Origin of the sequence: Rhodococcus sp. 14-2470-1b (assembly GCF_002259415.1) — a bacterium.
Taxonomy (GTDB): Bacteria; Actinomycetota; Actinomycetes; order Mycobacteriales; family Mycobacteriaceae; genus Rhodococcoides.
This window is the reverse complement of sequence record NZ_NPFY01000004.1, coordinates 102346-126226: the sequence shown is the minus strand read 5'-3', so window position 1 is coordinate 126226 and position 23881 is coordinate 102346. Positions and strand designations below refer to the sequence as shown.

Genomic DNA, 23881 nt, shown 5'->3' with positions numbered 1-23881 from the left:
CGCGAGTGATAACACTCCGCGAAACCGTTACTGCTTCTCACTGCACCAGTCGCAAGACGTTTCTTGTGCTACCCATTTCGGAATTGTGTGCGTTCCACGATTGCCCTGACTCGAAACCAGTGATTTCGACGGCCAGGGCTACCTGGGGTGGGCAGAAGGAGTGGAAGAGCACATGGGAGTTACACGGAGATCGTTCATGCGGGGACTCGGGGTCACCGGAGGCGCTGGTCTCGCCTACGGCGCGATGTCGACGTTGGGATTGGCGCCGTCGGCGACAGCGGTCCCCAGACGATTCCAGGCGCCGGCGATGGCCGATCTGATCGGGCGAGTCGACGGCAGCCCCACCGTGGTCGTGCTGGGCGGTGGACCGGCAGGGCTGTGCGCCACGTACGAGTTGCAGAAGGCGGGCTACTCGGTGACGATCCTCGAGGCCCGGCAGCGTCCGGGCGGGCGCGTGTGGTCGATCCGCGGCGGAGCGGAGGAAACGGATCTCAACGGGGAGACGCAGAAATGTACCTTCTCCGACGGGCACTTCTACAACGTCGGCGCGACTCGAATCCCGCAGAGCCACATCACGATGGACTACTGCAGAGAACTCGGCGTCGAGCTTCAGACCTTCGGCAATCAGAATGCCAACACCGTCGTCAACTACAAGAGTGACACGTCCCTGAACCAGAAGTCCGTGTCCTATCGCGCAGCGAAGGCCGACACCTACGGCTACATGTCCGAGTTGTTGCAGAAGGCCGCGAGTCGCGGTGCACTCGACGATGTACTCACCCCGGACGACAAGGACGCTCTGTCGGAATTTCTCTCCGATTTCGGAGACCTGTCCGACGACGGCAGATACATAGGATCGTCGCGGCGCGGGTACTCGTCGGAACCGAATGCGGGCCTCGACTTCGGGACCGAGATCGAGCCGTACGGCATGTCGGAGGTCATCCGCAGTGGTATCGGACGGAACTTCAGTTTCGAGTTCGGGTACGACCAGGCCATGCTGATGTTCACCCCCGTCGGGGGTATGGACCGCATCTACTACGCGTTCGCCGAGTCCATCGGCGAGGACAACATCGTCTACGGTGCCGAAGTCACCGCCATGAAGAACACCTCCGGCGGTGCGACCGTCGAGTACGTCAAGGACGGATCCGCACAGTCGATCTCGGCGGACTACGTGATCTGCACTATTCCGCCGAACCTCATCGGGCGGATGGACACCAACCTGCCTGCCGACGTACTCGCCGCCAACCGCGCGGCGAAGGCGTCGTCGTCGGGCAAGCTCGGCATCGAGTACTCACGGCGGTGGTGGGAGACCGACGAGCGCATCTACGGTGGTGCGAGCAACACCGATCTCGACATCTCGCAGATCATGTTCCCCTACGACCACTACAACTCCGACCGAGGCGTGGTCGTCGGCTACTACAACTCCGGCAAACGGCACGTGGCATTCGAATCGCTCACGCACAAGCAGCGTTTGGCGAAAGCTCTCGCCGAAGGGTCTCTCGTCCACGGCGAGAAGTACACCAAGGACATCTCGAGTTCGTTCTCGGGAAGTTGGCGCCGAACCAAGTATTCCGAGAGCGCGTGGGCGAACTGGGCCGGGTCGGGGGGATCGCACGGCGGCACGGCCACGGCCGAGTACGAGTTGCTGCTGAAGCCGGTCGATCGCATCTACTTCGCCGGGGACCACCTGTCCAATGCCATCGCGTGGCAGCACGGCGCCTTCACCTCCGCACGCGACGTCGTCACTGCGCTCCACGAGCGCGTCGTCGCGTCCTGACATCTCACTTCCACGAAAGGAAATCTCTTGTCCAAGGTCACACGTTCCTTCTTCGCTGCGCTCGCTGCCGGTGCCGTCGTGTTCACGGCGGCGTGCTCGTCGGACTCCTCGGCCGCTGAGACCTCGACCGACATGGCGCCGGGCGCCAGGTCGGTCCTCGAAGTGGGGGAGTCGAATCCGATGATCGCCCAGGGAGTCGAGATCGCCGGGGACGCAACGGTGTACAAGACGAGCGGTATCGGCCCGACCGCGATGAACGAGGACGCTGCCACCGGCACTCCCGAGTCCTTCGTCGACACCGACGAGTTCTCCGGCGGCACGCTCCCCGTCGGCGTCACCGTCACCGAAGCGCAAGGCATCAACGTCCTGAAGAAGATCAGGGACAACCTCGAAGCCGAAGGCTATTCGCTCGATGACGTGGTGACCATGCGTGTGTTCCTCGACAACGCACCCGGCGCCGCGGTCGCGGACTTCGCCGGCTGGAACCGGGCGTACCGGCAGTTCTTCGCCAACACCAACCTGGACTCGGACGAGACGGAACTGGTGCCGATGGGTACCGCGGAGCCTGCGGCACCGATGGAGCGCAACTCGGCACGGCCGACCCGCTTCGCCCTCGAAGTCGCCACCCTGCCCGTTCCCGGCTGGCTCGTGGAGGTGGAGGTCGACGCGGTCAAGTAACCCTCACAGACGAACGCGGCGGTCCGCACGAGATGCGGTGGATGCGACGAGGACAGCGTTGTCCTCGTCGCTCCCGTGCGTCCAGGCCCGTGCTTCGAAGTCCGTCTTGCCGAACATGCTGTGCCGCTCCACGAGTCGGTTGCGGCGCAGTTCGTCGTCGATGTCGATGAACCAGACTTCGTCGATCTCGGCACGTGCCAGTGGCCAGTCTCCCTCGTCGAGCAGAAGGTAATTTCCCTCGGTGATCACCAACCCCACGTCCGGGGCGACCGCAATGCTCCCGGCGATGGGCTCTTCGAGGGTTCTGTCGAAGCTCGGCGCGTAGACGATCCCGGCGTCGTACTCCTGTCGGAGGCGACGCAGCAGATGCGCGTAGCCCGCGGCATCGAACGTGTCGGGCGCGCCCTTCCTGGCCCGACGCCCGAGAGCGTCGAGCGTGGCGTCGGCGAGATGGAACCCGTCCATGGGTACCAGTACAGCGCGGTCGGATCCGAGCTCGTCGACCAGACGCCCACCGAGGGTCGACTTGCCCGCGCCGGGCGCCCCGGCTATCCCGAGGATTCGTCGGCCAGGTCCCGCCGCGAGGTCATTCGCCCACGCGATCAACTCGTTCATGTTTCGACGATAGGCCGACAGGCGGCACTTGTCGTTCACGCCGCCTCGGTCACCGCCGAGCAGTGAAACTCACGGACGGCCGAAGCCGGACAGCAAACCCGCGTATGCCTTGGGTGGAGGTGGTGCGAATTCGCTCCGCTTTCCAGTGCGCAGACCCATGGTGACGAGAGACTGAACGGCGAGCACTGCCGCGGCGACACCGTCGACGACCGGCACCCCGATCTCCGACGAGATGTGCTCGCACAGGTCGGCCATGCCGGCGCAGCCGAGCACGATGGCGTCGCTTCCGTCGGATTCCAGAGCGTCACGACATGCCTCGGTGACGATCTTGCGGGCGTCCGGGTCGGTCTCGAGGTCGAGGACAGGAATGTCGCATGCGTGGACCGCGAGGCATGTGCGAGTGAAACCGTAGTGGTCGGCGAGGTCCTGCGCTCTGCCCGTGGTGCGTTCCAGGGTGGTGACCACGGAGAACCCTCGGCCGAGGAAGCTCGCAGCGTGCATCGCGGCTTCGGCGATGCCGACGACGGGGCCTACGGCAGCTTCACGGGCGGCCTCGATGCCCGGATCGCCGAAGCAGGCGATGACGTAACCGTCGGCGCCCTGCTGTTCGCCGATCGCGATTTGTTCGAGAATGCCGGGCACGCTGAGTGCTTCGTCGACGTGCGATTCGATCGAGGCGGGCCCCATCGTCGGATTGACCGCGTCGACGAGCGTGCCCGGACCGGCTACGGCCCGGGCACACCTCCCGATCGTGTCGGTCATCGACGATGTGGTGTTGGGATTGATGACCTTGATGAGCACCTGCAGAATCCTATGCGCTCACGGAATCGTCGAGATGGTTCGTCACGGCGAGCTTGGTCCTGGTGGCGAGAACGTAGTACAGCCCGAACCCGATTCCGCATCCGATGAACCAGCTGTACTTGGACGCGGTCGCCATCCCTGCGATCTCCATTCCCTCGATGGCGCCGTTGAACAGCACCGGGAACATGGCGATCAGTGCGCCGACGATCGTGGCGTACACGGCGGCGGGGTTGTAACCCTTGGAGTACCAGTACTTTCCGGCAGGAGACATGGTGAACAGTTCGTCCACGACGACCTTCTGCTTGCGCACCAGGTAGTAGTCCGCGATCAGGACGCCGAACAGTGGGCCGATGAATGCGCCGAGCGTCTCGAGCGTGAGGTGGATGACCTCGGGGTTGTTGTAGAGGTTCCACGGGGTGATCAGGACCGAGCCGACGGCGGCGATCATGCCGCCTGCCCGCCAGCTGATCTTCTGCGGGCTGACGTTGGAGAAGTCGAAGGCGGGGGAGATGAAGTTCGCGACGATGTTGATGCCGATCGTCGCGATGGTGAACGTCAAGGCACCGAGGACGATGGCGAAGGTGCTGTCGATCCGGGCGACCGTCTCCACCGGGTCGGTGATGAGTTCGCCGAACACGGGCAGCGTCAGGGACGCGGTGACGACGACAAGGATGGAGAAGACCAGGAAGTTGACCGGCAGTCCGAGGAAGTTTCCCTTCTTCACTGCGGCGTAGGACTTTCCGTAACGGGAGAAGTCGCCGAAGTTGAGCATGGGGCCGGAGAAGTAGGAGACGACGAGCGCAATGGCGCCGAGCATGACCGGAACGGAACTGAATCCCGTGTACTCGACCTCGCCCAGGTTCAGATCGATTGCACCCCAGCCGGCCTTCCAGATGAGGTAGCCGCACAGCGCGAACATGACCACGTAGACGGCAGGCCCACAGAAGTCGATGAACTTCCGAATCGATTCCATGCCACGCCAGAAGACAGCAGCCTGCAGTACCCACAGGAACAGGAAGCTCGCCCATCCGAGTGCGGAGAGGCCGGCGAAACCGTAGTCGGCGGTGACGGCGTACGGAGCAAGCGACGGGAACAGTTTGATCAGGACGATGTCGAGCGCCGCCGACGCCAGAAATGTCTGAATTCCGTACCAGGCCACCGCGATCAAACCGCGGATGATGGCCGGGATGTTTGCACCCAGGACACCGAACGACGCCCGGCACATCACCGGGTACGGAACGCCTGCCACCTGGCTGGGCTTGGCGACCAGATTGCAGAAGAAGTAGACGATGGTGATGCCGACGAGCAGGGACACCAGGACCTGCCAACTGGCCAACCCGAGCGCGAAAAGACTACCTGCGGTGACATATCCACCGACGGAATGCACGTCGGACATCCAGAACGCGAACAGGTTGTACGACGTCCATGATTGCTTCTTCAACGGCGCGAGGTCTTCGTTGGTGAGTCTCGGGTCGTAGCTGTCCTTGATCAGTCCACCACCGACGGGATGGCCTGCCGCCTCGATCATGTCGCCGACAGGCGATATCGAGCTGTTCGCTGTGTCTGTCATCGATGCTCCTGGTACGTCGTGCGAAAGAGCGCTTCGGGTGTGATCGGGTCTCTGCCTTCGGTGGCCGAGTCCGGTGAAGAAAAAGTAGCGACGAAGTGTTGCCCCTGCGTGACGGCAGGGATATATCTTTTCGCGACGTCAGTCCCCGGGTGAATCCGCCAGCAACCCGGTATCGCTCGTGATGGAGGAGATGACGGTGTTGAGGCGGGCGGAGTGCGACTGCGAGATGGCCAGCAGGGTTGCTGCGTCGCGGTCGAGGAACGCGTCGAGCATCGACCGGTGATCCGCATGCAGGGACGCGCGGTCCGACCCCGCGACCTGCACCATCGGCTGTACCGGCTCGGTGATGTTCCATGCCGATTCCAGCATGTGCAGCAATCGCTTCATTCGAGACGGCCTGGTCAATGCCATGTGGAACTCGCGACTGCGACGGTGGTATTCGCGGGGATCATCGTCGGAAATAGCTTCTTCGAGAAGCCGATCGGCCTCGATCGCTCGCTCCCGATCCTGCTCGTCGGCCAACGCGACGGCGGTGGCGAGTGCCGCCGACTCCAGTACTTCTCGGACGATGTACATCTCCCGGAGCTCGGCCGAGGTCAATTGTGCGACGGTGTATCCGAGATTGGGGCGGTGGTCCACCAGACCTTCGCCGATCAGTGTCTTCAGCGATTCACGTACGGGGATTCGGCTCACACCGAACAGTTCGGCAACGTCACCCAGAGGAATGGCAGTGTTGGGCGGCGCGTCCCCGGACAGGATCACCCGTCGGAGCTCGTCGAGAATAGCGGGTTGTGCACCGCCCGGTTCGGCAATGCTCAACTGCGCCAGCAGTACCGATCGCCGACGTGGGGGCATGATGCTCCTTTCGTGCCGCTGGTGCGCACGCTAGTGGCGGAATGTTTCCTGTGTGTGACGTTCGGTGTGTCGACGGAACTTTCGAAGCGGATACCATCGAGCGGTGGCAGAGACCGAGATTCCGTCGCCCGAGCACCGACGATTGGGCGACGACCGGTGGCCGATGGTCGACGGACGTCGCACTGTGGCGGTGCCGGTCGGTGCAGTCGAGCAGCACGGCCCTCATCTGCCTCTCGACACCGACACCCGGGTCGCCCAGGCAGTGGCGGAGCGATTGCCCGGCGTTGCCGTTGCGCCGTCGATCCCGTACGGCGCGAGCGGCGAGCACGAGGGCTTCCCCGGCACCATCTCGATCGGTGCGGACGCACTGGAGGCGATTCTCGTCGAGTACGGCAGGTCGGCGTGCCGGTGGGCGGACCGTGTGGTGTTCGTCAACGGACATGGCGGCAATGTCGGTGCGCTGGTCGCAGCGGTTCGGCTGCTGCGGTACGAGGGGCGTGACGTGGCCTGGTTGCCCTGCGTCGTTCCGGGCGCCGACGCACACGCCGGCCGTACCGAAACTTCACTGCTGCTGCATCTTTCTCCGGAGGTGGTGGACGAGTCGCGTATCGAGGTCGGGAACACGAATTCGCTCGCGGACCTTCTACCCGTGCTGCGTTCCGGTGGTGTCCGAGCGGTCGCGCCGAACGGAGTGCTGGGTGACCCGCGCGGGTCGTCGGCGGCCGAAGGCGAGGCCGTTCTGGGGCAGATGTGCGTGTTCGCGGTGAATGCGCTGAAGCGGTGGGAACCCTCGGAGCGGGGTATGTTGACGTGAACCTGCGGTCCGAAAAACCGGTCTCGAACAGGCTCTGGGTATGTTTCCGAATTTCTGCGTCCACGGATACCACTTCGCGGCGATGTCCGCTTACGATCACCTGATGGGTCAAGGACGATTGCCTGATGGATTCGGGGTGCGCGTCGATCCTCGTGTACGCACATACTCGGAGGGGCGCGTTCTGATCGGGGGTTCCCCGACTCGGATGCTGAAATTGGCACCCACCGCTGCGGCGATGATCGGCGACGGATTTCTCGAGGTGACCGATTCGCAGTCCGCGCTCGTGGCGCGGAAACTGCTGGATTCCGGTGTCGCGAATCCGCGACCGATGTCCATCCCGTCTCCGCAGGACGTCACCGTGGTAATCCCGCTGAGGAACAACGCGGCAGGGCTGTCCCGGCTCCTTCCTGCGTTGCACGGACTGAAGGTCATCGTCGTCGACGACGGATCCGACGAGCCGGTCACGGTACCGCCGGTTGCGTGGAGCATCGGTGGGGTGACGACGCTGCGGCACGAGAGTTCTCGAGGCCCCGCTGCAGCACGTAACACCGGACTTCGTTCCGCGACAACTGATTTCGTGGCGTTCCTGGATTCGGACGTGGTGCCGCGCAAGGGCTGGCTCGAGGTCATGCTCGGGCATTTCTCCGACCCTGCGGTCGCACTGGTCGCGCCGAGGATCGTGGCCCTCGAACCCGAAGGCAACGCTCTGGCCCGGTACGAGCACGCCCGGTCGTCGCTGGATCTCGGACGCAAGGAGGCCGCGGTTCGAGCGGGCAGCTCGGTCTCCTACGTCCCGAGCGCCGCAATGCTCATCCGTCGCCACGTCGCCGAGGAGTGCAACGGGTTCGACGAATCAATGCATGTCGCCGAGGACGTCGATCTTTGCTGGCGGTTGCAGGAGGCAGGGTGGCGGCTGCGCTACGAGCCCGTGGCCAACGTCGCGCACGATCATCGCGTCACGTTCGGTCGGTGGTTCGGCCGCAAGCTGTTCTACGGCACCGGAGCGAGTCCACTCGCGGACCGGCATCCGGGCATGGTGCCTCCGCTCTCGATGTCACCGTGGACTCTGATCTCCTGCCTGTTCGCGATCAGTTTCACCAAGTTCGGTCTTCTGGGCGCGTTGCTGACACTCGGGGTGACGATAGGCAGGCTCCGCAGGATGTTCCTCGGACTCGACCAACCGACTCGCATCGCGGCGATCCTTGCGACGGAAGGGTTCGTCGGCGGGCTCTGGCAACTTGCGTCGGCGATGTGTCGACATTATTGGCCCATCACACTTCTGGCGGTCGTGCTGTCGAGTCGAATACGAAGGATCGCGCTTGGAATCGCTGTCGCAGACGCGATGACGGACTGGTACAAGCATCGCGAGCTCGGTGGGCTCGACCCCGTTCGGTATGCGTTCTTCAAGCGCGTCGACGACGTCGCGTACGGAGCCGGATTGTGGACCGGGGCGGTCCGGTCTCGCAGCCTGAAAGCCCTGACACCCCGAATGGACACATGAGCCCTAGCCGCACGGTCGACGTGATCGTCGTCGGCGGCGGATCGTGCGGCGCCGTCGTCGCGTCGAGGCTCAGCGAGGATCCTTCGTGCTCGGTCCTGCTCCTCGAAGCAGGGCCCGGATTCCGGACCGTCGACGAGGTTCCGCCGGATGTGCTCGACGCACGTGTACTTCCCCTGGGGGCCGACAGTCCGTGGCTCGACACGTACTTCGCCGATCTGGCCGACGGTATCGCGGCTCGGGTCTCGCGGGGGAGAGTGCTCGGTGGGTCGGGCGCGGTCAACGGTGGGTATTTCGTGCGCGCCCGGCCGGACGACTTCGACGCGTGGCCCGCATCGTGGTCCTTCGCAGACGTACTTCCGTACTTCTCTGCGCTGGAACGAGACCTCGATTTCAGTGCGCCCTATCACGGCAGCAAGGGGCCGATGCCCGTGTCGCGGGTGCTGCCCGGTGCGGGAAGTCCCATGTCGGAGACGTTCGTTGCTGCAGCCCAACGCGCCGGTTTCGCGTTCGACGAGGACAAGAACTCGCCGTACTCGGAGGACGGCGTAGGACCGGTGCCGCGCAACATCTTCGGAGGAGTGCGAACGAATGCTGCTCTGGCGTATCTGTTTCCGGCATTGGATCGTCCCAACCTTCAGGTGCGCAGCGATGCGACCGTTCTCGAGATCATGGTCGATCGGTTGCACGCGGTCGGGGTTGCCGTCGACCACGGCGGTGCGAGGCAGATGCTCCGGGCGGAGCGAATTGTGCTGTGCGCAGGGGCTGTTCGTACCCCGCAGTTGCTGATGCTCTCCGGTATCGGGCCGGCAGACCGTCTTGGTGCGCTGGAAATCAGGACGATCGTGGATCAACCCAACGTGGGACGCGGTTTCAGCGATCATCCGGAAGTTACTCTGCCGTACGGTGTTTCGTCGACCGACAGTGCGTCGTCGCCCATGGAGGCTGTGCTGCACGTCGGGGACCTCGAGATCCGTCCCTACTCGGTTCCGTTCGACCGCATGATCGCAGGCCTCCCGGCCGGGGATCCGTTGATCGGCGTCGGCCTGATGCGACCCGAATCGAGAGGGGACATCGAACTGGTGTCCTCCGATCCGGCGATCGCGCCTCGGGTTCGTTACCGGTACCTGGAGTCCGTCTCCGACCGGCGGGCGTTGGCGTCCGGACTCGAACTCGTCGCCGAGCTCGTCGAGAACACCGAACCGGTCGAGGGCGACCTCGACCGGTTCGTGCGCGCCAGGCTGGGGACATCGCTTCACCTCTCGGGGAGCTGCGCGATGGGCGGGCCGGACGCCGTCCTGGACGACACGTGCGCGGTGCGCGGGGTCGACGGGTTGTACGTGGTCGACACGTCTGCCTTCCCCGTCGTTCCTTCGCGAGGGCCCCACGCGACGGCGATCATGCTCGCCGAACGCGCCTGCGACCTCATTCGTGGTTCGGTGGCGTAAGTTCGTGGTCTGTGGACCATTCTCGGTTCCGCAGAGAATGGGGCACTCCGCCATGTCTGACAAATCTCCTCGCAGTTCGATGTCCAAGAAGCAAGGAAAGTCGTTGAAGGAGAAGCGCGCGGACAAGAAAATGAAGGCCTCGGGCGACACCGGCATCGACATCTCGGCGACCGTCAAGAAGCGCTGACCGCGCCGGGCACCCAGCTCGGTCCGGGAACACCGCTCTGTTCTGGAACACCGCGACGCAGGTCGAGAATGCACGGGCCCTCCGGCCTCGGCGATCCCCGCCGGGCTCGGTGGGCCTGTATTCTGCGTGTGTGAGCTGCGTTACAGTAGTGTGACCGCGCCAGAAGAGGTACTTGTGTGATGACTGGAAGAACGCCAGGACAGGGGAACCCCTGGGTTGCCCTTCGCCCTGGTGAGGACATCGACGTGCTCGCACGTCGGGTGACCACAGCGCACCGCTCCTTCGTCGAGGACTCGTCGTCCACCGCGAGTGTTCGTTCCGTGGTGCTCGATTCCTGGATGCGCAGCCGCACCAAAGGTGTCGACCCTGACGGTGGAAACGACTCGGTCGTGTTGTCCGGCGAGGAACTGGAGCGCTATCGCTCCGAGCACCCCATGTCCATCATCAGGCCGGTCATCCGCAAGTTGCTGGTCGAGGATGCCGCGGATACCGGCTTGCTCGTCGCGATCTCCGACGCCGAGGGTCGGTTGCTGTGGGTCGAAGGAGATTCGGCTGCGAAAGATCGCGCGATGTCGATGAACTTCGCCGAGGGCGTCGACTGGAGCGAGGAGAGCAAGGGGACCAACGCTCCCGGCACCGCGCTCGCGGTCGATCACTGCGTCCAGATCTTCGCCGCCGAGCATTTCAGCAGGACCGTGCACGAGTGGAGTTGTTCCGCGGCGCCCGTCCATCACCCGACGAGCGGACAGATTCTCGGCGCGATCGATATCACCGGCGGGCCTCGGGTTGCGGTTCCCGAGGTGTTGTCCCTGATCCGCGCCACTGTTGCCGCCGCCGAGTCGGAATTGCGTGTTCATCTGATGAACTCGCCGAAGTCGCTGGGCGACAGTGCCCCTCGTCTGGAAGTGCTGGGTTCTGGGCGACCTGGTCTGACGAAGGGGAGTGGACGTAGCGCGCTGTCGCAGCGGCATGCGGAGATCCTGTTGCTCTTGGCCGATCACCCGGAAGGCCTCAGTTCCGATCATCTCGCCGTACTGCTCGACGAGCAGGAACTGGACTCGGTGACCATACGTGCCGAAATGTCGCGGTTGCGTAAGGCATTCGGAAGCGCAGGCCTGGCGTCGAGGCCGTATCGCCTGGTGGGTGAACTGACCACCGACGTCTCCGATATCCGGCGAGCCCTCGATCGGGGCGATGTCGAGGGAGCGTTGCGCATCTACACCGGTCCTGTCCTTCCCGGATCGACTGCCCCGGGTATCGAGGACATCCGAGAGGAACTGCGCTCCCGGGTCCAGGCAGCCCTGCTGCGCGCGGGAGACCCGGTACTGCTCGCGCAGTGGACCTCGTCGATCCATGGTCGTACCGATGTGTACGCGTGGGAGGCCTACCGGGCGACGCTCAGCCGCGACTCTGCACTGTACGGCCAGGTCAGCGCCAGGATCGAGCATCTCGACCGCCAACTCGGCGTCTGACCTGTCGCGCTTCGTGCACACCACAAAAGGTGCACGCAGTGCAGCAACGTAGTTGCAACGTTGCAGGCTCTAGTGTCTTGAATCACATCAGTTGATGAACGACGAAGGAGTCACCAGATGTCCGTCTATGCCCGCCCAGGTACCGCCGATGCAAAGATGTCGTTCCAGCCGCGCTACGACAACTGGATCGGTGGCGAGTGGGTACCACCCGTCAAGGGGCAGTACTTCGAGAACCCGACTCCCGTCACCGGTGAGAACTTCTGCGAGGTCGCCCGCTCCACGTCCGAGGACATCGAGCTCGCCCTCGATGCGGCCCATGCCGCCGCTCCGGCCTGGGGTAAGACCTCTGCAGCAGAGCGTTCCGTCATCCTCAACAAGATCGCCGACCGGATCGCGGAGAACCTGGAGTCCATCGCGCTCGCCGAATCCTGGGACAACGGTAAGCCGATCCGAGAGACCCTCAACGCGGACATTCCTCTCGCCGTCGACCACTTCCGCTACTTCGCCGGATGCATTCGGGCGCAGGAGGGTTCGCTGTCGGAGATCGACGAGGACACGGTGGCCTACCACTTCCACGAGCCCCTCGGCGTCGTCGGACAGATCATTCCGTGGAACTTCCCGATCCTCATGGCCGTGTGGAAGCTCGCTCCCGCACTTGCTGCAGGCAACGCTGTCGTTCTCAAGCCTGCCGAGCAGACGCCCGCGTCGATCCTGCACCTGATCTCCATCATCGGCGACCTGCTTCCTCCGGGTGTCGTCAACATCGTCAACGGCTTCGGCACCGAGGCGGGTAAGCCACTCGCGTCGAGCCCGAGGATCGCCAAGATCGCGTTCACCGGTGAGACCACTACCGGCCGCCTGATCATGCAGTACGCCTCGCAGAACCTGATCCCCGTCACCCTCGAACTCGGCGGCAAGAGCCCCAACGTGTTCTTCTCCGACGTCCTGTCCTCCAACGACGACTACCAGGACAAGGCGCTCGAGGGCTTCACGATGTTCGCCCTCAACCAGGGTGAGGTCTGCACCTGCCCGTCGCGCTCGCTCATTCAGGCGGACATCTACGACGAGTTCCTGGCGCTCGCCGCGATCCGTACGAAGGCAGTTCGCCAGGGCGATCCGCTGGACACGGAGACGATGATCGGTGCACAGGCATCGAACGATCAGCTCGAGAAGATCCTCTCCTACATCGAGATCGGCAAGGGCGAAGGCGCTCAGGTCGTCACCGGCGGAGAGCGTGCACAGCTCGGCGGAGATCTCAACGGCGGCTACTACGTTCAGCCGACCATCTTCACCGGCAAGAACAACATGCGCATCTTCCAGGAGGAAATTTTCGGACCGGTCGTCTCGGTCACGTCCTTCAAGGACTACGACGAAGCCATCTCCATCGCCAACGACACCCTCTACGGCCTCGGCGCCGGTGTGTGGTCTCGTGACGGTGGCGTCGCCTACCGCGCCGGCCGCGACATCAAAGCCGGACGAGTGTGGACCAACACCTACCACCAGTACCCGGCGCATGCTGCGTTCGGTGGATACAAGCAGTCCGGCATCGGTCGTGAAAACCACAAGATGATGCTCGACCACTACCAGCAGACGAAGAACCTGTTGGTCAGCTACGCCCAGAAGGCTCAGGGCTTCTTCTGATGTCGCCCGTGGTCAGGCCTCCGGCCCGACTCAGAACCACCGCCGGGGCGATGGAGCTTCTCCGTCGCCTCGGCGGTATCCACGGCGCGTTGATGATGCATCAGTCCGGTGGGTGCTGCGACGGTTCGTCGCCGATGTGCTACCCGGCAGGGGAGTTCATCGTCGGTGACCGAGACGTGCTCCTCGGACTGTTGGACCTGAGGCTCGGAGTCGGTGACATCCCGACGGATCTTCCCGAGGGAAACGATGCTGTGCCGGTGTGGATTTCGGGTTCGCAGTTCGAGGCCTGGAAGCACACCCAGATGGTGCTCGACGTGGTCCCCGGGCGCGGCTCCGGATTTTCGCTCGAGACACCCGAGGGGCTGCGATTCCTGAGCCGCGGACGCGCCTTCACCCCAGAGGAGTTCGACGTCTTGAAAGAACAGGCTCCGTTCGTCGGGGTCGACTGGGAAGAAGGGCGACGGCCTCCGGTTCCCGACGATGTCATCGTCGTCGCCGAAGCCGTCGACGCCTGCCCGGTGCCGGGCATGCTGCAGGGCTGACCACTCACAAGGGGGTGGACGCCTACAGTCGAGCGCGTGAAATCTTCCAGCACGACGTCTGCCGGTGCGGAGACCGAGAGCCTTCGAACCGTCGTCATTGCCTTCGCCGCCAATCTGGGTGTCGCGATAGCCAAGACGGTCGCGGCGGTCATCACCGGATCGGCGTCGATGGTCGCCGAGGCGTCGCACTCGTGGGCGGACACCGGCAACGAGATCTTTTTGCTCGTTGCGAACAAGCGGGGTTCGCGTGGGCCGGACGAGCAGAGACCGTTGGGATACGGCAGGGAGGCGTACTTCTGGTCGACCCTCGCCGCGGTCGGGCTGTTCGTCGCGGGCGCAGCGGTGTCGATCTGGCACGGCATCACCTCACTTCTGGCGGGAGAGTCCAGCAGCGAGAACTACACCGTCGCGTACGTCGTGCTCGCGTTGGCGTTCGTCCTGGAAGGTATCTCTTTCCTGCAGTCGGTTCGGCAGATCCGCGGTGAAGCAGCCGAATACGAGAAGGACTTCTTCGACTACGCGCTCGAGACGTCCGACCCGACACTGCGTGCCGTGTTCGCCGAGGACAGCGCGGCCCTCATCGGCATCGTCATCGCCGGTGCGGGTATCGGCCTGCATCAACTCACCGGATCGAGTGCCTACGACGCCGTCGGATCGATTCTCGTCGGTGTCCTGCTCGCCGTCGTCGCCTTCGTGCTCATCGACCGAAATCGACGTTTCCTCACCGGCGAACCGGGGTCACGCGCATTATGGAATGCAGTGGTGGAGCGAATCGAACAGCTTCCGGAAGTGGCGTCCGTTCGGTTCGTTCGCATCGAATTCGTCGGTCCGAAGCAGATCCTTCTGGTCGCGAGCGTCGACCTCGTCGGCGACTCGGTCGAATCTTCGATCGCGCACACACTCCGGCGGCTGGAGCGTGAGCTCGAGACCAACAAGGCTGTGGTGGACGCAGTACTGACAGTCGCAGAACCCGACGAGGGAGATGTCGGTCCGACACCGAGCCACTGACGTAATTCCCTCGTCATATTGCGATGACTCGGTGCTTACACCGCGGGCATATCTTGATTCGGATTCGCTCACCCGCGAAAGAAGTCTCATCGCTTCGAGAGAGGCCGGCCATGTCCGTCACAGAACCAACACCCACCCATCACGACGGGACCGAGTCGCACGTCGAGGGAAGCGACTATCTGGCCAGACGCCAGTTGAAAAAGGGAACCGCAGGGTGGGTCCTCCTCGCGGGACTCGGCGTCAGTTATGTCATCTCCGGTGACTACTCGGGCTGGAACTTCGGTCTGGAACAGGGTGGCTTCGGTGGATTGCTGATCGCCGGCATCCTCATCGCAGGCATGTATCTGGCCATGGTCCTCGGCATGGCCGAGATGTCCTCGGCGTTGCCCGCGGCAGGCGGCGGGTACACGTTCGCTCGTCGCGCTCTCGGACCGTGGGGTGGATTCGCCACCGGTACCGCCATTCTCATCGAGTACGCCATCGCTCCGGCAGCCATCGCGACCTTCATCGGTGCCTACGTCGAGTCGCTCGGACTGTTCGGCATCACCGACGGATGGTGGGTGTACCTCGCGGTGTACGCCATCTTCATCGGTATCCACCTCGCGGGCGCCGGCGAGGCACTCAAGATCATGTTCGTCATCACCGCCATCGCCCTGGTCGGTCTGGTGATCTTCGCGGTATCGGCACTGGGACAGTTCGACTCGGCCAACCTGACCGACATCGCGCCGACGGACGCCGCGGGCGCCTCGAGCTTTCTACCGTTCGGTTATCTCGGAATCTGGGCGGCGGTTCCGTTCGCGATCTGGTTCTTCCTTGCCATCGAAGGGGTTCCGCTCGCCGCGGAAGAAGCGAAGGACCCCACCAAGAACGTGCCACGCGGCATCATCGCGGCCATGGGAGTCCTGTTGCTGACCGGAGCCGGGGTCTTGTTCCTGGTGACCGGCGCGGGCGGCGCCGACGCCATGCAGGCGTCGGGCAACCCGCTGGTCGAGGCTCTCGGTGACGGGACTGCCGCCAAGGTGGTCAATTACATCGGGCTCGCCGGTCTCGTCGCCAGCTTCTTCTCGATCATGTACGCCTACTCGCGTCAGCTCTTCGCACTGTCGCGGGCCGGGTACCTGCCGAAGACCCTGTCGGTGACCAACTCTCGGAAGGCTCCGACACTCGCGCTGATCGTCCCCGGCATCATCGGTTTCCTCCTCTCGCTCACGGGCCAGGGAGCGATGTTGCTCAACATGGCCGTTTTCGGTGCCGCGCTCAGTTACGTTCTGATGATGGTCAGTCACATCGTCCTGCGACGTAAGGAGCCGACCATGCCGCGGCCGTACCGGACCCCGGGCGGCATCGTCACCACGGGGTTCGCGCTCGTCGTGGCAGCTCTGGCCGTGGTGGCCACGTTCCTCGTCGACAGCACAGCGGCATTGTGGTGCCTCGGGGTGTTCGCCGCGTTCATGCTGTACTTCGGGCTCTACAGCCGTCACCACCTCGTGGCCAACTCGCCGGACGAAGAATTCGCAGCCCTCGCGAAAGCAGAAGCCGAACTCGAATGAGCAAGTATTCACACCAAGTCTCCGGTGCCAACTTCTCGTTCGACGGCCTCGTCGACCTGATGGCGAAGGCAACCCCGTTGCGGTCGGGTGACGAACTGGCCGGGTGCGCGGCACAGTCCGACGCCGAACGAGCGGCTGCGCAATGGGCACTGTCCGACGTCTCGCTCGACGTGTTCCTCGAGGATCTCCTCGTTCCGTACGAGAGTGATGAGGTCACCCGGCTCATCATCGACTCGCACGACCGCGCTGCCTTCGGTGCGATCTCGCACCTGACGGTCGGCGGACTTCGGGACTGGCTGCTCGACGCCGCCGCTTCGCGGGACTCGGCGTCGACACTGCGATCCGTCGCAGCAGGGTTGACACCGGAAATGGTTGCGGCCGTCAGCAAGATCATGCGCAATCAGGATCTGATCTCGGTTGCGCGGGCGGCCGAGGTGACGTCGGCGTTCAGGACGACTGTCGGACTGCCGGGGACTCTGAGCACACGGTTGCAGCCCAATCACCCGACCGATGATCCGCGTGGAATCGCTGCGGCCACTCTCGACGGTCTGCTCCTCGGATCGGGTGACGCCGTCATCGGAATCAACCCCGCGACGGACTCGCCGCACGCGACCTCCGACCTGCTGTACCTGCTGGACGAGATCCGGCAACGGTTCGAGATCCCCACACAGTCGTGTGTGCTCTCGCATGTCACGACGACGATGGAACTGATCGGCAAGGGTGTTCCGGTGGATCTGGTGTTCCAGTCCGTGGCCGGGACGGAAGGAGCGAATTCGGGTTTCGGTGTCGACGTCTCAGTGCTACGAGAGGCCAACGAGGCAGGCCGGTCGCTGCACCGGGGAACCGTCGGGAACAACGTCATGTACCTGGAAACAGGGCAGGGTTCGGCCCTCAGTGCAGGTGCCCACCTCGGCACAGGGGGACGCCCGGTCGATCAGCAGACCTTGGAGGCGCGTGCGTACGCCGTGTGCCGCGATCTCGAACCGTTGCTGGTCAACACCGTCGTCGGATTCATCGGACCGGAGTACCTGTACGACGGCAAGCAGATCGTCCGTGCCGGGCTGGAGGATCACTTCTGCGGCAAGCTTCTGGGCCTGCCGATGGGTGTCGACGTCTGCTACACCAACCACGCCGAGGCGGATCAGGACGACATGGACACCCTTCTCACGCTGCTGGGTACAGCCGGGGTTGCCTTCGTCATCGCGGTCCCGGGAGCCGACGACGTGATGCTCGGCTACCAGAGTTTGAGCTTCCACGACGTTCTGTACGTGCGGCAGGTGCTCGGGCTGAAGCCTGCACCGGAATTCGCAGCATGGCTGGACCGGCTCGGCATGGTCGACGGCAGCGGTCGAATCCTCGACGTCGACGCACTGGGGTCGCCGTTGCGTTCGCTGACGAGTGCACGATGAGCGCCGTAGAACGCGCCGACGACGGGTTCTGGCAGGAGCTGCGTCTGAGCACGCAGGCGCGAATCGGACTGGGACGTACCGGAGACTCGCTGCCCACCCGCCGGGTGCTCGAGTTCCGATCGGCACACGCGGCTGCGCGGGATGCCGTGCACATGCCGCTGGACATCGACGAGACTGTGTCGGCCGTGGACAAGATCGGCATCGGGGTACCGGCCGTCGTGACGTCCAAGGCGACCTCTCGCGCCGAGTACCTGCGACGGCCTGATCTCGGACGGACCCCCGACGACCTGTCCTCCATCACCCCAGGTGACTTCGACCTCGGATTCGTCCTCGGTGACGGGCTGTCGCCCCGGGCTCTGATGGATCATGGACCGTCGATGCTCGCGGCGCTGGTCGAGGAACTGTCCGATGTGTACAGCATTGCCCCGCCCGTCATCGCCACCGAGGCCCGCGTTGCGTTGGGTGACCACATCGCGGAGGCAATGGGTGTTCGCACCGTCGTCGTACTCATCGGTGAGCGGCCCGGGCTGTCGGTAGCGGACAGTCTGGGGATCTACCTGACGCATCTGCCCGCACCGGGAAAGTCCGACGCCGACCGCAACTGCATCTCCAACATTCATCCGCCGGAAGGGCTCGGGTACGAGCAGTCCGCCAGGATCGTTGCCAGTCTCGTCGCCGGCGCTCGCAGGCTCGGCAGGTCCGGTGTTGCGTTGAAGGACACCTCGCGCGCCGACGCGCTCGAGAATTCCGACGCGCTGACCATCGAGTAGTACACCCTTTCGGGGGTAGGCGAGTTGTGACGGCAATCACTACTGTGGTCGACATGGAAAGTCGTAGTTATTCGTCCGGGCCGTCGTCGACAGCGTTGCTCGAGGAGACCATCGGCCAGAACCTCGACCGAACCGTCGCCGAGTACGCCGGTCACGACGCACTGGTCGACGTCCCCTCCGGCAGACGGTGGACGTACTCCGAGTTCCTCGCCGACGTCGAACTGCTCGCCGCGGGCCTTCTGGTCAAAGGCGTCACGACGGGTGACCGAGTGGGAATCTGGGCACCCAACTGTCCCGAATGGGTGCTCGCGCAGTACGCGACCGCCAAGATCGGTGCAATTCTGGTCAACATCAATCCTGCGTATCGCACACACGAGTTGAAGTTCGTCCTGAATCAGGCCGGAGTGTCGGTTCTGTTGTCCGCGCAGGAATTCAAGGGCTCGGACTACGGCGCGATGATCGAGGACGCACGCGAGGAGACCGTGCGGGAGGTCGTCTTCATCGGGAGCTTCGGCTGGGAACTGATGACCGATCGCGGACATCGGGCGCTCGCCGAGAACCCTTCCCTGGTCGCGGACATCCAGAGCGCCTTGGTGCCGAGCGACCCGATCAACATTCAATACACCTCGGGCACAACAGGATTTCCCAAGGGCGCAACCTTGAGTCACCGAAACATCCTGAACAACGGGTACTTCGTCGGTGAACTGTGCCATTACACCGAACATGATCGCGTGTGCATTCCGGTGCCGTTCTATCACTGCTTCGGGATGGTGATGGGAAACCTGGCCTGTACATCGCACGGTGCGGCGATGATCATTCCCGGGCTCTCGTTCGACCCGTCGGCGACGCTGACCGCCGTTCAGCAGGAAAACTGTACGTCCTTGTACGGGGTTCCCACCATGTTCATCGCCGAACTTGCTCTGCCGGAATTCGATTCGTTCGACCTGTCCTCGCTCCGTACCGGAATCATGGCCGGTTCGCCGTGCCCGACGGAGGTCATGAAGCAGGTCATCGAAAGGATGGGAATGACGGAAGTGTCCATCTGCTACGGCATGACCGAGACTTCCCCCGTGTCGTTGCAGACACGCAGCGACGACACCATCGAGCAGCGCGTCTCCACCGTCGGCGCAGTCGGGCCGCACCTCGAAGTGCAGATCGTCGACCCCGTCGACGGATCGCCCGTCGCACACGGGGAGCCCGGCGAGCTCTGCACCCGCGGGTATTCGGTGATGCTCGGTTACTGGGACCAGCCGGAGAAAACAGCCGAGGCCGTCGACACGGACGGATGGATGCACACCGGCGACATCGGTGTCATGGACTCCGACGGTTACGTCTCCATCACCGGCCGGATCAAGGACATGGTCATCCGTGGCGGCGAGAACGTCTACCCGAGAGAGGTCGAGGAATTTCTCTACACCCACCCCGATATCCTCGACGCCCAGGTCATCGGGGTGCCCGACGCCAAATACGGTGAGGAGCTAATGGTTTGGATTCGTATGCAGGACGGAGCGGCTCCGCTGGATGCGGATTCGGTACGCGCCTTCTGCGACGGTAAGCTGGCGCACTACAAGATTCCGCGCTACGTACACGTCGTCGACGAGTTCCCCATGACCGTCACGGGCAAGGTACGCAAAGTCGAAATGCGCGAGCGGTCGCTGGATCTGATCTAGTTCTCGAAGGCAGGTGTCCGAGCTCCGAGGACAGTCAGCGCGATTGTGAACGCACATTCAGCTCATGAGTGCACGAGCCCTGGCTCGTTCGAATCGCATGAACACCTCCGCGAAATTCCACAGGTCCCTCCAGACCCAGCGGATGACCTGGTAGCCCTCGTCACGCAGGGCGTCCTCCCGGGCCTTCTCGCGAGCTAGGTTCCGGGAGTCGCCGCCGTACTTGCCCAGCCCGTCGAACTCGCCGATGATTCGTAACTTCGGCCAGAAGAAGTCCACCCGGAAATCGAGCAAGGGGACTCTGTACTGCAGAGTGGGAGTAGGCATTCCGTGCTCCTCCATCCGCAGTCGACTGAGGGATTCGCCTGCGCTTTCGCTGAGTCCGTTCATCCGGTGAACCGCCCGCCGCGCTGCGGCTATGTTGTGCAGCCTCGAACTCCGCTCGAGGGCGTCGGTGAGCTCGTCCGGCGTGATCGCGAACTTGCGCAGTGCCGAGTCGCCGATCACCACTGCATGATCCAGGTCGAGCACGCGCGCGGTGTCGACGATCGTGCGCGCCGGGGAGGTAACCGGTACCGACCCGAGTTCGACAGTGGTGGACGGCGTCGAACGGCCCGTATGCACGTGAAGGGTCGCGGTCCTCCTGGCCCCTGTCGCACGATCGGCCGTGAGGTGCACGCGCCCGAGGTCGGTGTTCCACATCGTCAAGCCGTGCAGCACCGCAGCGGAGACGTGGCTCACCGCATGTCCCCGCTTTCCTCGAACTGCGGCGACGGCTCTGAGTCGATGAACGCCCGTCGGTGTCAGAGCATCGAATCGATCTGCTGGACAGTAGATCCCGGTGGTGACCTTTCTGATCTCACCGGAGGCGATCATTCGACGGAATTCGTCGTCGCTGTATCCGGCTGCAGATGCTGCTGCACGGGTGAGGAAGCCATCGGCGTCGGGATGCATGCGGTGATCGTGCAGCTGATCAGGCGTCGAAACCACCCCCTCGCGTCCGATTGTGGACGAACGAGTGGGTTGTGGATGAATTCTGGTTCACTCGTACCATTCCGTCTGGTGTCCTTACAACGTCGATGGTGTTTTCACAACACGCATCAGCGTTGTGAACGCACATCTTTGTTGTGCGAAGCGACGCTCAGGGGATACTGGAACGCATGACCGAACCGCAGTGGACACCGTCGACGGAGGACGTCGAGAGCGCTCGCATCACCGACTTCACGCGAGAGGTGGAACGCAGGCACGGCGTCTCGCTGCCGGACTACACGGCGCTGTGGCAATGGTCGACGCAGAATCTGGGTGAGTTCTGGCGTCAGGTCTGGGACTATTTCGACGTCGCCGCCTCCCAGCCCGCGATCTCGGTGCTCGGCTCGTCCGATATGCCGGGGGCGCAGTGGTTTCCAGGAGCCGAGCTCAATTACGTCGACCAGGTGAGACGCCACGTGCGAGACGATCGTCCGGCCATCGTCCACGTCGGTGAGGACGGTGCCCGATCCGAGCTTTCCTGGGCCGAACTCGCGCGTCAGTGTGCTGCGTTGGCGGACGCTCTGCGCCGCGAGGGCGTCGTGCCGGGGGACCGTGTCGTCGGATACCTCCCGAACATCCCGGAGGCGGTGGTCGCATTCCTCGCTGCAGCAAGTATCGGGGCGGTGTGGTCGGCTTGTGGGCAGGACTACTCACCATCGGCGGCGATCGATCGTCTCGGACAGTTGGATCCGAAGGTCCTCGTGGTTGCGGACGGGTACTCCTACGACGGCAAGTTCCACGACAAGAGTGCCGACGCGGCCGTGCTGCGGGATGGCCTCCCGACGGTTCGGACGGTCGTCCAGGTCGGGAGCAAGGTCGCCGAAGGATCGATGTCGTGGGCAGAATGCACGGCAGGTGAGCACGAGTGGGTCACGACGCCCGTTCCGTTCGACCACCCGCTGTGGGTGGTGTTCTCGTCCGGCACGACAGGTCTGCCGAAGGGGATCGTCCACGGGCACGGGGGAGTCCTGCTCGAGCATCTGAAGGCCGTTGCGCTGCAATCGGATATCGGTGCCGACGACGTCTTCTTCTGGTACACGAGCCCGAGTTGGATGATGTGGAACTTCCAGGTCGCCGGCTTGCTCGTCGGGGCGACCATCGTGTGCAGCGACGGGAGCCCGTCCTATCCCGCGCCCGACGGGTTGTGGTCGATCGCGGCGGCGGAGTCGGTGACGTTTCTCGGGACCAGTCCTGGTTACGTTCTGTCCTGTATCAAAGCGGACTCTCTTCCGTCTCGTGATCACGATCTGAGTGCGCTTCGCGCGATCGGAATCACCGGGTCCAGCATGCCTGCGTCGTCGTCGGAGTGGTTGGCGCGGAGCGTCGGTGAGCGGATTCCGGTGTTCTCCATCTCGGGAGGAACCGACGTCGTGTCCGCGTTCGCCGGCGGTGTTCGCACTGTTCCGGTGTGGCCCGGGGAGTTGTCGGCGCCGTTTCTCGGAGTTGCCCTCGACGCGTTCGACGAGGATGGACGCTCCGTGACCGGGGAGGTCGGGGAACTGGTGGTCACGAAGCCGATGCCGTCGATGCCGGTGAGGTTCTGGAACGACACCGACGGAGAGCGATACCGAGACGCGTACTTCGACACCTATCCCGGCGTGTGGAGGCACGGGGACTGGATCACGCGTACCGACCACGGCAGCGTCGTCGTGCACGGCAGGTCCGATTCGACGTTGAACCGCAACGGTATTCGTATGGGCAGCGCCGACATCTACCAGGCTGTGGAATCCCTGCCGGAAATCGTCGAAGCTCTGGTTCTGGGAGTCGAATCCGAGGACGGTGGTTACTGGATGCCGCTGTTCGTCGTGCTGGCGGACGGTGAGGAGTTGAGCGACGCACTGCAGGGCAAGATCAAGGACTCGATTCGTCGACACGCATCGCCTCGGCACGTACCGGACGTGATCATCGCTGCGCCTGGCATTCCGCACACCCGGACCGGCAAGAAGCTCGAAGTGCCGCTGAAGAAGATCTTCCAGGGGCGAGATGCCGCGCGTTCTCTCGACCGATCAGCCGTCGACGCCCCGGACCTCATCGACTGGTACACGGATGTCGGGCGGACTCGTCAGGGCTGACGAGTCCACTTCGCCAGGTACTCCTTCTCCGTCGGACTGATCCGCCGCAGGCGCTCCGAGCCGACGTCGACCATCGCCATGCGCGTGGTAGCCAGCACGGCCGGAGCGGAGTCTGCCGGTGCGCCCGCTGCGCGCACTTCGTAACCGATAGTGAAATCGACCGAGCGCACCTGCTCGAACCAGAGCGTTACATCGAGCGGACTGTCCGAGTGGCGCAGGGGCTTCTTGTACGCGATGTTCACGTTCACGATCAACGCACTCTTGATCAGGGACTCGTTCGCCTGCGCGGCCTGATCTTCCGGACGTTCGCCTGGCTCGGTTCCCGTGCTGAGCAGCCATTCGATTCTGGCTTCCTCCAGCAAGGTGACCATCCGCGCATGATTGATGTGCGCGAAAGCGTCCATGTCCGACCAGCGGACGGTGATCGTGGCGTGGTAGCCGGGCTTCGAGTTCGTCACCGCATCACGGTCTCACGCCCCGC

The 23881-nt window shown here is 63.8% G+C and carries 21 protein-coding genes; 15 read left to right on the top strand and 6 right to left on the bottom strand.

Annotated elements, in window-relative coordinates:
* Positions 1–196: 196 nt before the first annotated feature.
* Together CH293_RS01885 and CH293_RS01880 are read left to right on the top strand one after the other, a co-directional pair.
* Positions 197–1774 carry an FAD-dependent oxidoreductase gene (locus CH293_RS01885; protein WP_037113519.1) on the top strand — a complete coding sequence of 526 codons (1578 nt, stop codon included), beginning with the start codon at positions 197–199 and terminating at the stop codon, positions 1772–1774.
* A 27-nt stretch (positions 1775–1801) separates the two neighbouring features.
* Positions 1802–2452 carry a Rid family hydrolase gene (locus tag CH293_RS01880; RefSeq protein WP_094719181.1) on the top strand — a complete coding sequence of 217 codons (651 nt, stop codon included), beginning with the start codon at positions 1802–1804 and terminating at the stop codon, positions 2450–2452.
* 3 nt (positions 2453–2455) lie between these two features.
* Here the strand turns inward: CH293_RS01880 and CH293_RS01875 are convergent, their stop codons facing one another.
* The 4 genes from CH293_RS01875 to CH293_RS01860 form a co-directional block, all read right to left on the bottom strand.
* Positions 2456–3067 (bottom strand): nucleoside/nucleotide kinase family protein, encoded by a 612-nt coding sequence (locus CH293_RS01875; protein WP_094719326.1) that lies wholly within the window; start codon positions 3065–3067, stop codon positions 2456–2458.
* Between the two features lie 69 nt (positions 3068–3136).
* Positions 3137–3868, bottom strand: a complete 732-nt coding sequence (locus CH293_RS01870; protein ID WP_094719180.1) for an aspartate/glutamate racemase family protein — start codon at positions 3866–3868, stop codon at positions 3137–3139.
* Between the two features lie 10 nt (positions 3869–3878).
* Complete coding sequence (locus CH293_RS01865) at positions 3879–5396, bottom strand: NCS1 family nucleobase:cation symporter-1 (protein ID WP_033189883.1); 1518 nt, start codon at positions 5394–5396, stop codon at positions 3879–3881.
* Between the two features lie 180 nt (positions 5397–5576).
* Positions 5577–6293, bottom strand: a complete 717-nt coding sequence (locus CH293_RS01860; RefSeq protein ID WP_094719179.1) for a GntR family transcriptional regulator — start codon at positions 6291–6293, stop codon at positions 5577–5579.
* Between the two features lie 142 nt (positions 6294–6435).
* Between CH293_RS01860 and mftE the strand changes: the two genes are divergently transcribed.
* The 12 genes from mftE to CH293_RS01805 all read left to right on the top strand — a co-directional run bounded on the left by mftE (position 6436) and on the right by CH293_RS01805 (position 20302).
* Positions 6436–7107, top strand: a complete 672-nt coding sequence (gene mftE / locus CH293_RS01855; protein WP_255122680.1) for a mycofactocin biosynthesis peptidyl-dipeptidase MftE — start codon at positions 6436–6438, stop codon at positions 7105–7107.
* A 103-nt stretch (positions 7108–7210) separates the two neighbouring features.
* On the top strand, positions 7211–8608 hold the full coding sequence (mftF, locus tag CH293_RS01850) for a mycofactocin biosynthesis glycosyltransferase MftF (protein WP_176459887.1): 1398 nt from the start codon (positions 7211–7213) through the stop codon (positions 8606–8608).
* Positions 8605–10053: a mycofactocin system GMC family oxidoreductase MftG gene (mftG, locus tag CH293_RS01845; protein WP_094719176.1), complete on the top strand. Its 1449-nt coding sequence runs from the start codon at positions 8605–8607 to the stop codon at positions 10051–10053. Before mftF ends, mftG begins: the two co-directional genes overlap by 4 nt.
* A gap of 52 nt (positions 10054–10105) precedes the next feature.
* A complete protein-coding gene (locus tag CH293_RS28450) occupies positions 10106–10240 on the top strand; it encodes a hypothetical protein (RefSeq protein ID WP_019663518.1) in 135 nt (44 codons plus the stop codon).
* Positions 10241–10419: 179 nt separating this feature from the next.
* On the top strand, positions 10420–11712 hold the full coding sequence (locus CH293_RS01840) for a transcriptional regulator (protein WP_037113504.1): 1293 nt from the start codon (positions 10420–10422) through the stop codon (positions 11710–11712).
* A 117-nt stretch (positions 11713–11829) separates the two neighbouring features.
* Positions 11830–13353 (top strand): aldehyde dehydrogenase, encoded by a 1524-nt coding sequence (adh, locus tag CH293_RS01835; RefSeq protein ID WP_037113503.1) that lies wholly within the window; start codon positions 11830–11832, stop codon positions 13351–13353.
* A gap of 50 nt (positions 13354–13403) precedes the next feature.
* Positions 13404–13895 (top strand): DUF779 domain-containing protein, encoded by a 492-nt coding sequence (locus tag CH293_RS01830; RefSeq protein WP_037113502.1) that lies wholly within the window; start codon positions 13404–13406, stop codon positions 13893–13895.
* Between the two features lie 36 nt (positions 13896–13931).
* Positions 13932–14903, top strand: coding sequence for a cation diffusion facilitator family transporter (locus CH293_RS01825; RefSeq protein ID WP_094719175.1), 972 nt, complete (start codon positions 13932–13934; stop codon positions 14901–14903).
* A gap of 110 nt (positions 14904–15013) precedes the next feature.
* Entirely contained in the window at positions 15014–16453 is a 1440-nt protein-coding gene (eat, locus tag CH293_RS01820; protein ID WP_037113500.1) for an ethanolamine permease, read from the top strand.
* Positions 16450–17862, top strand: a complete 1413-nt coding sequence (locus tag CH293_RS01815; protein ID WP_094719174.1) for an ethanolamine ammonia-lyase subunit EutB — start codon at positions 16450–16452, stop codon at positions 17860–17862. Before eat ends, CH293_RS01815 begins: the two co-directional genes overlap by 4 nt.
* A complete protein-coding gene (gene eutC / locus CH293_RS01810) occupies positions 17859–18632 on the top strand; it encodes an ethanolamine ammonia-lyase subunit EutC (RefSeq protein ID WP_094719173.1) in 774 nt (257 codons plus the stop codon). Before CH293_RS01815 ends, eutC begins: the two co-directional genes overlap by 4 nt.
* A 53-nt stretch (positions 18633–18685) precedes the next feature.
* Entirely contained in the window at positions 18686–20302 is a 1617-nt protein-coding gene (locus CH293_RS01805) for an AMP-binding protein (protein ID WP_176459871.1), read from the top strand.
* Between the two features lie 57 nt (positions 20303–20359).
* Here the strand turns inward: CH293_RS01805 and CH293_RS01800 are convergent, their stop codons facing one another.
* Positions 20360–21253 carry a hypothetical protein gene (locus CH293_RS01800; protein WP_094719171.1) on the bottom strand — a complete coding sequence of 298 codons (894 nt, stop codon included), beginning with the start codon at positions 21251–21253 and terminating at the stop codon, positions 20360–20362.
* Between the two features lie 206 nt (positions 21254–21459).
* On the opposite strand from CH293_RS01800, the gene CH293_RS01795 reads away from it, so the two are divergent.
* Positions 21460–23400, top strand: a complete 1941-nt coding sequence (locus CH293_RS01795; RefSeq protein ID WP_094719170.1) for an acetoacetate--CoA ligase — start codon at positions 21460–21462, stop codon at positions 23398–23400.
* Here the strand turns inward: CH293_RS01795 and CH293_RS01790 are convergent.
* Positions 23391–23858, bottom strand: coding sequence for a thioesterase family protein (locus tag CH293_RS01790; protein ID WP_037113495.1), 468 nt, complete (start codon positions 23856–23858; stop codon positions 23391–23393). The genes CH293_RS01795 and CH293_RS01790 overlap by 10 nt on opposite strands.
* Positions 23859–23881: the final 23 nt, after the last annotated feature.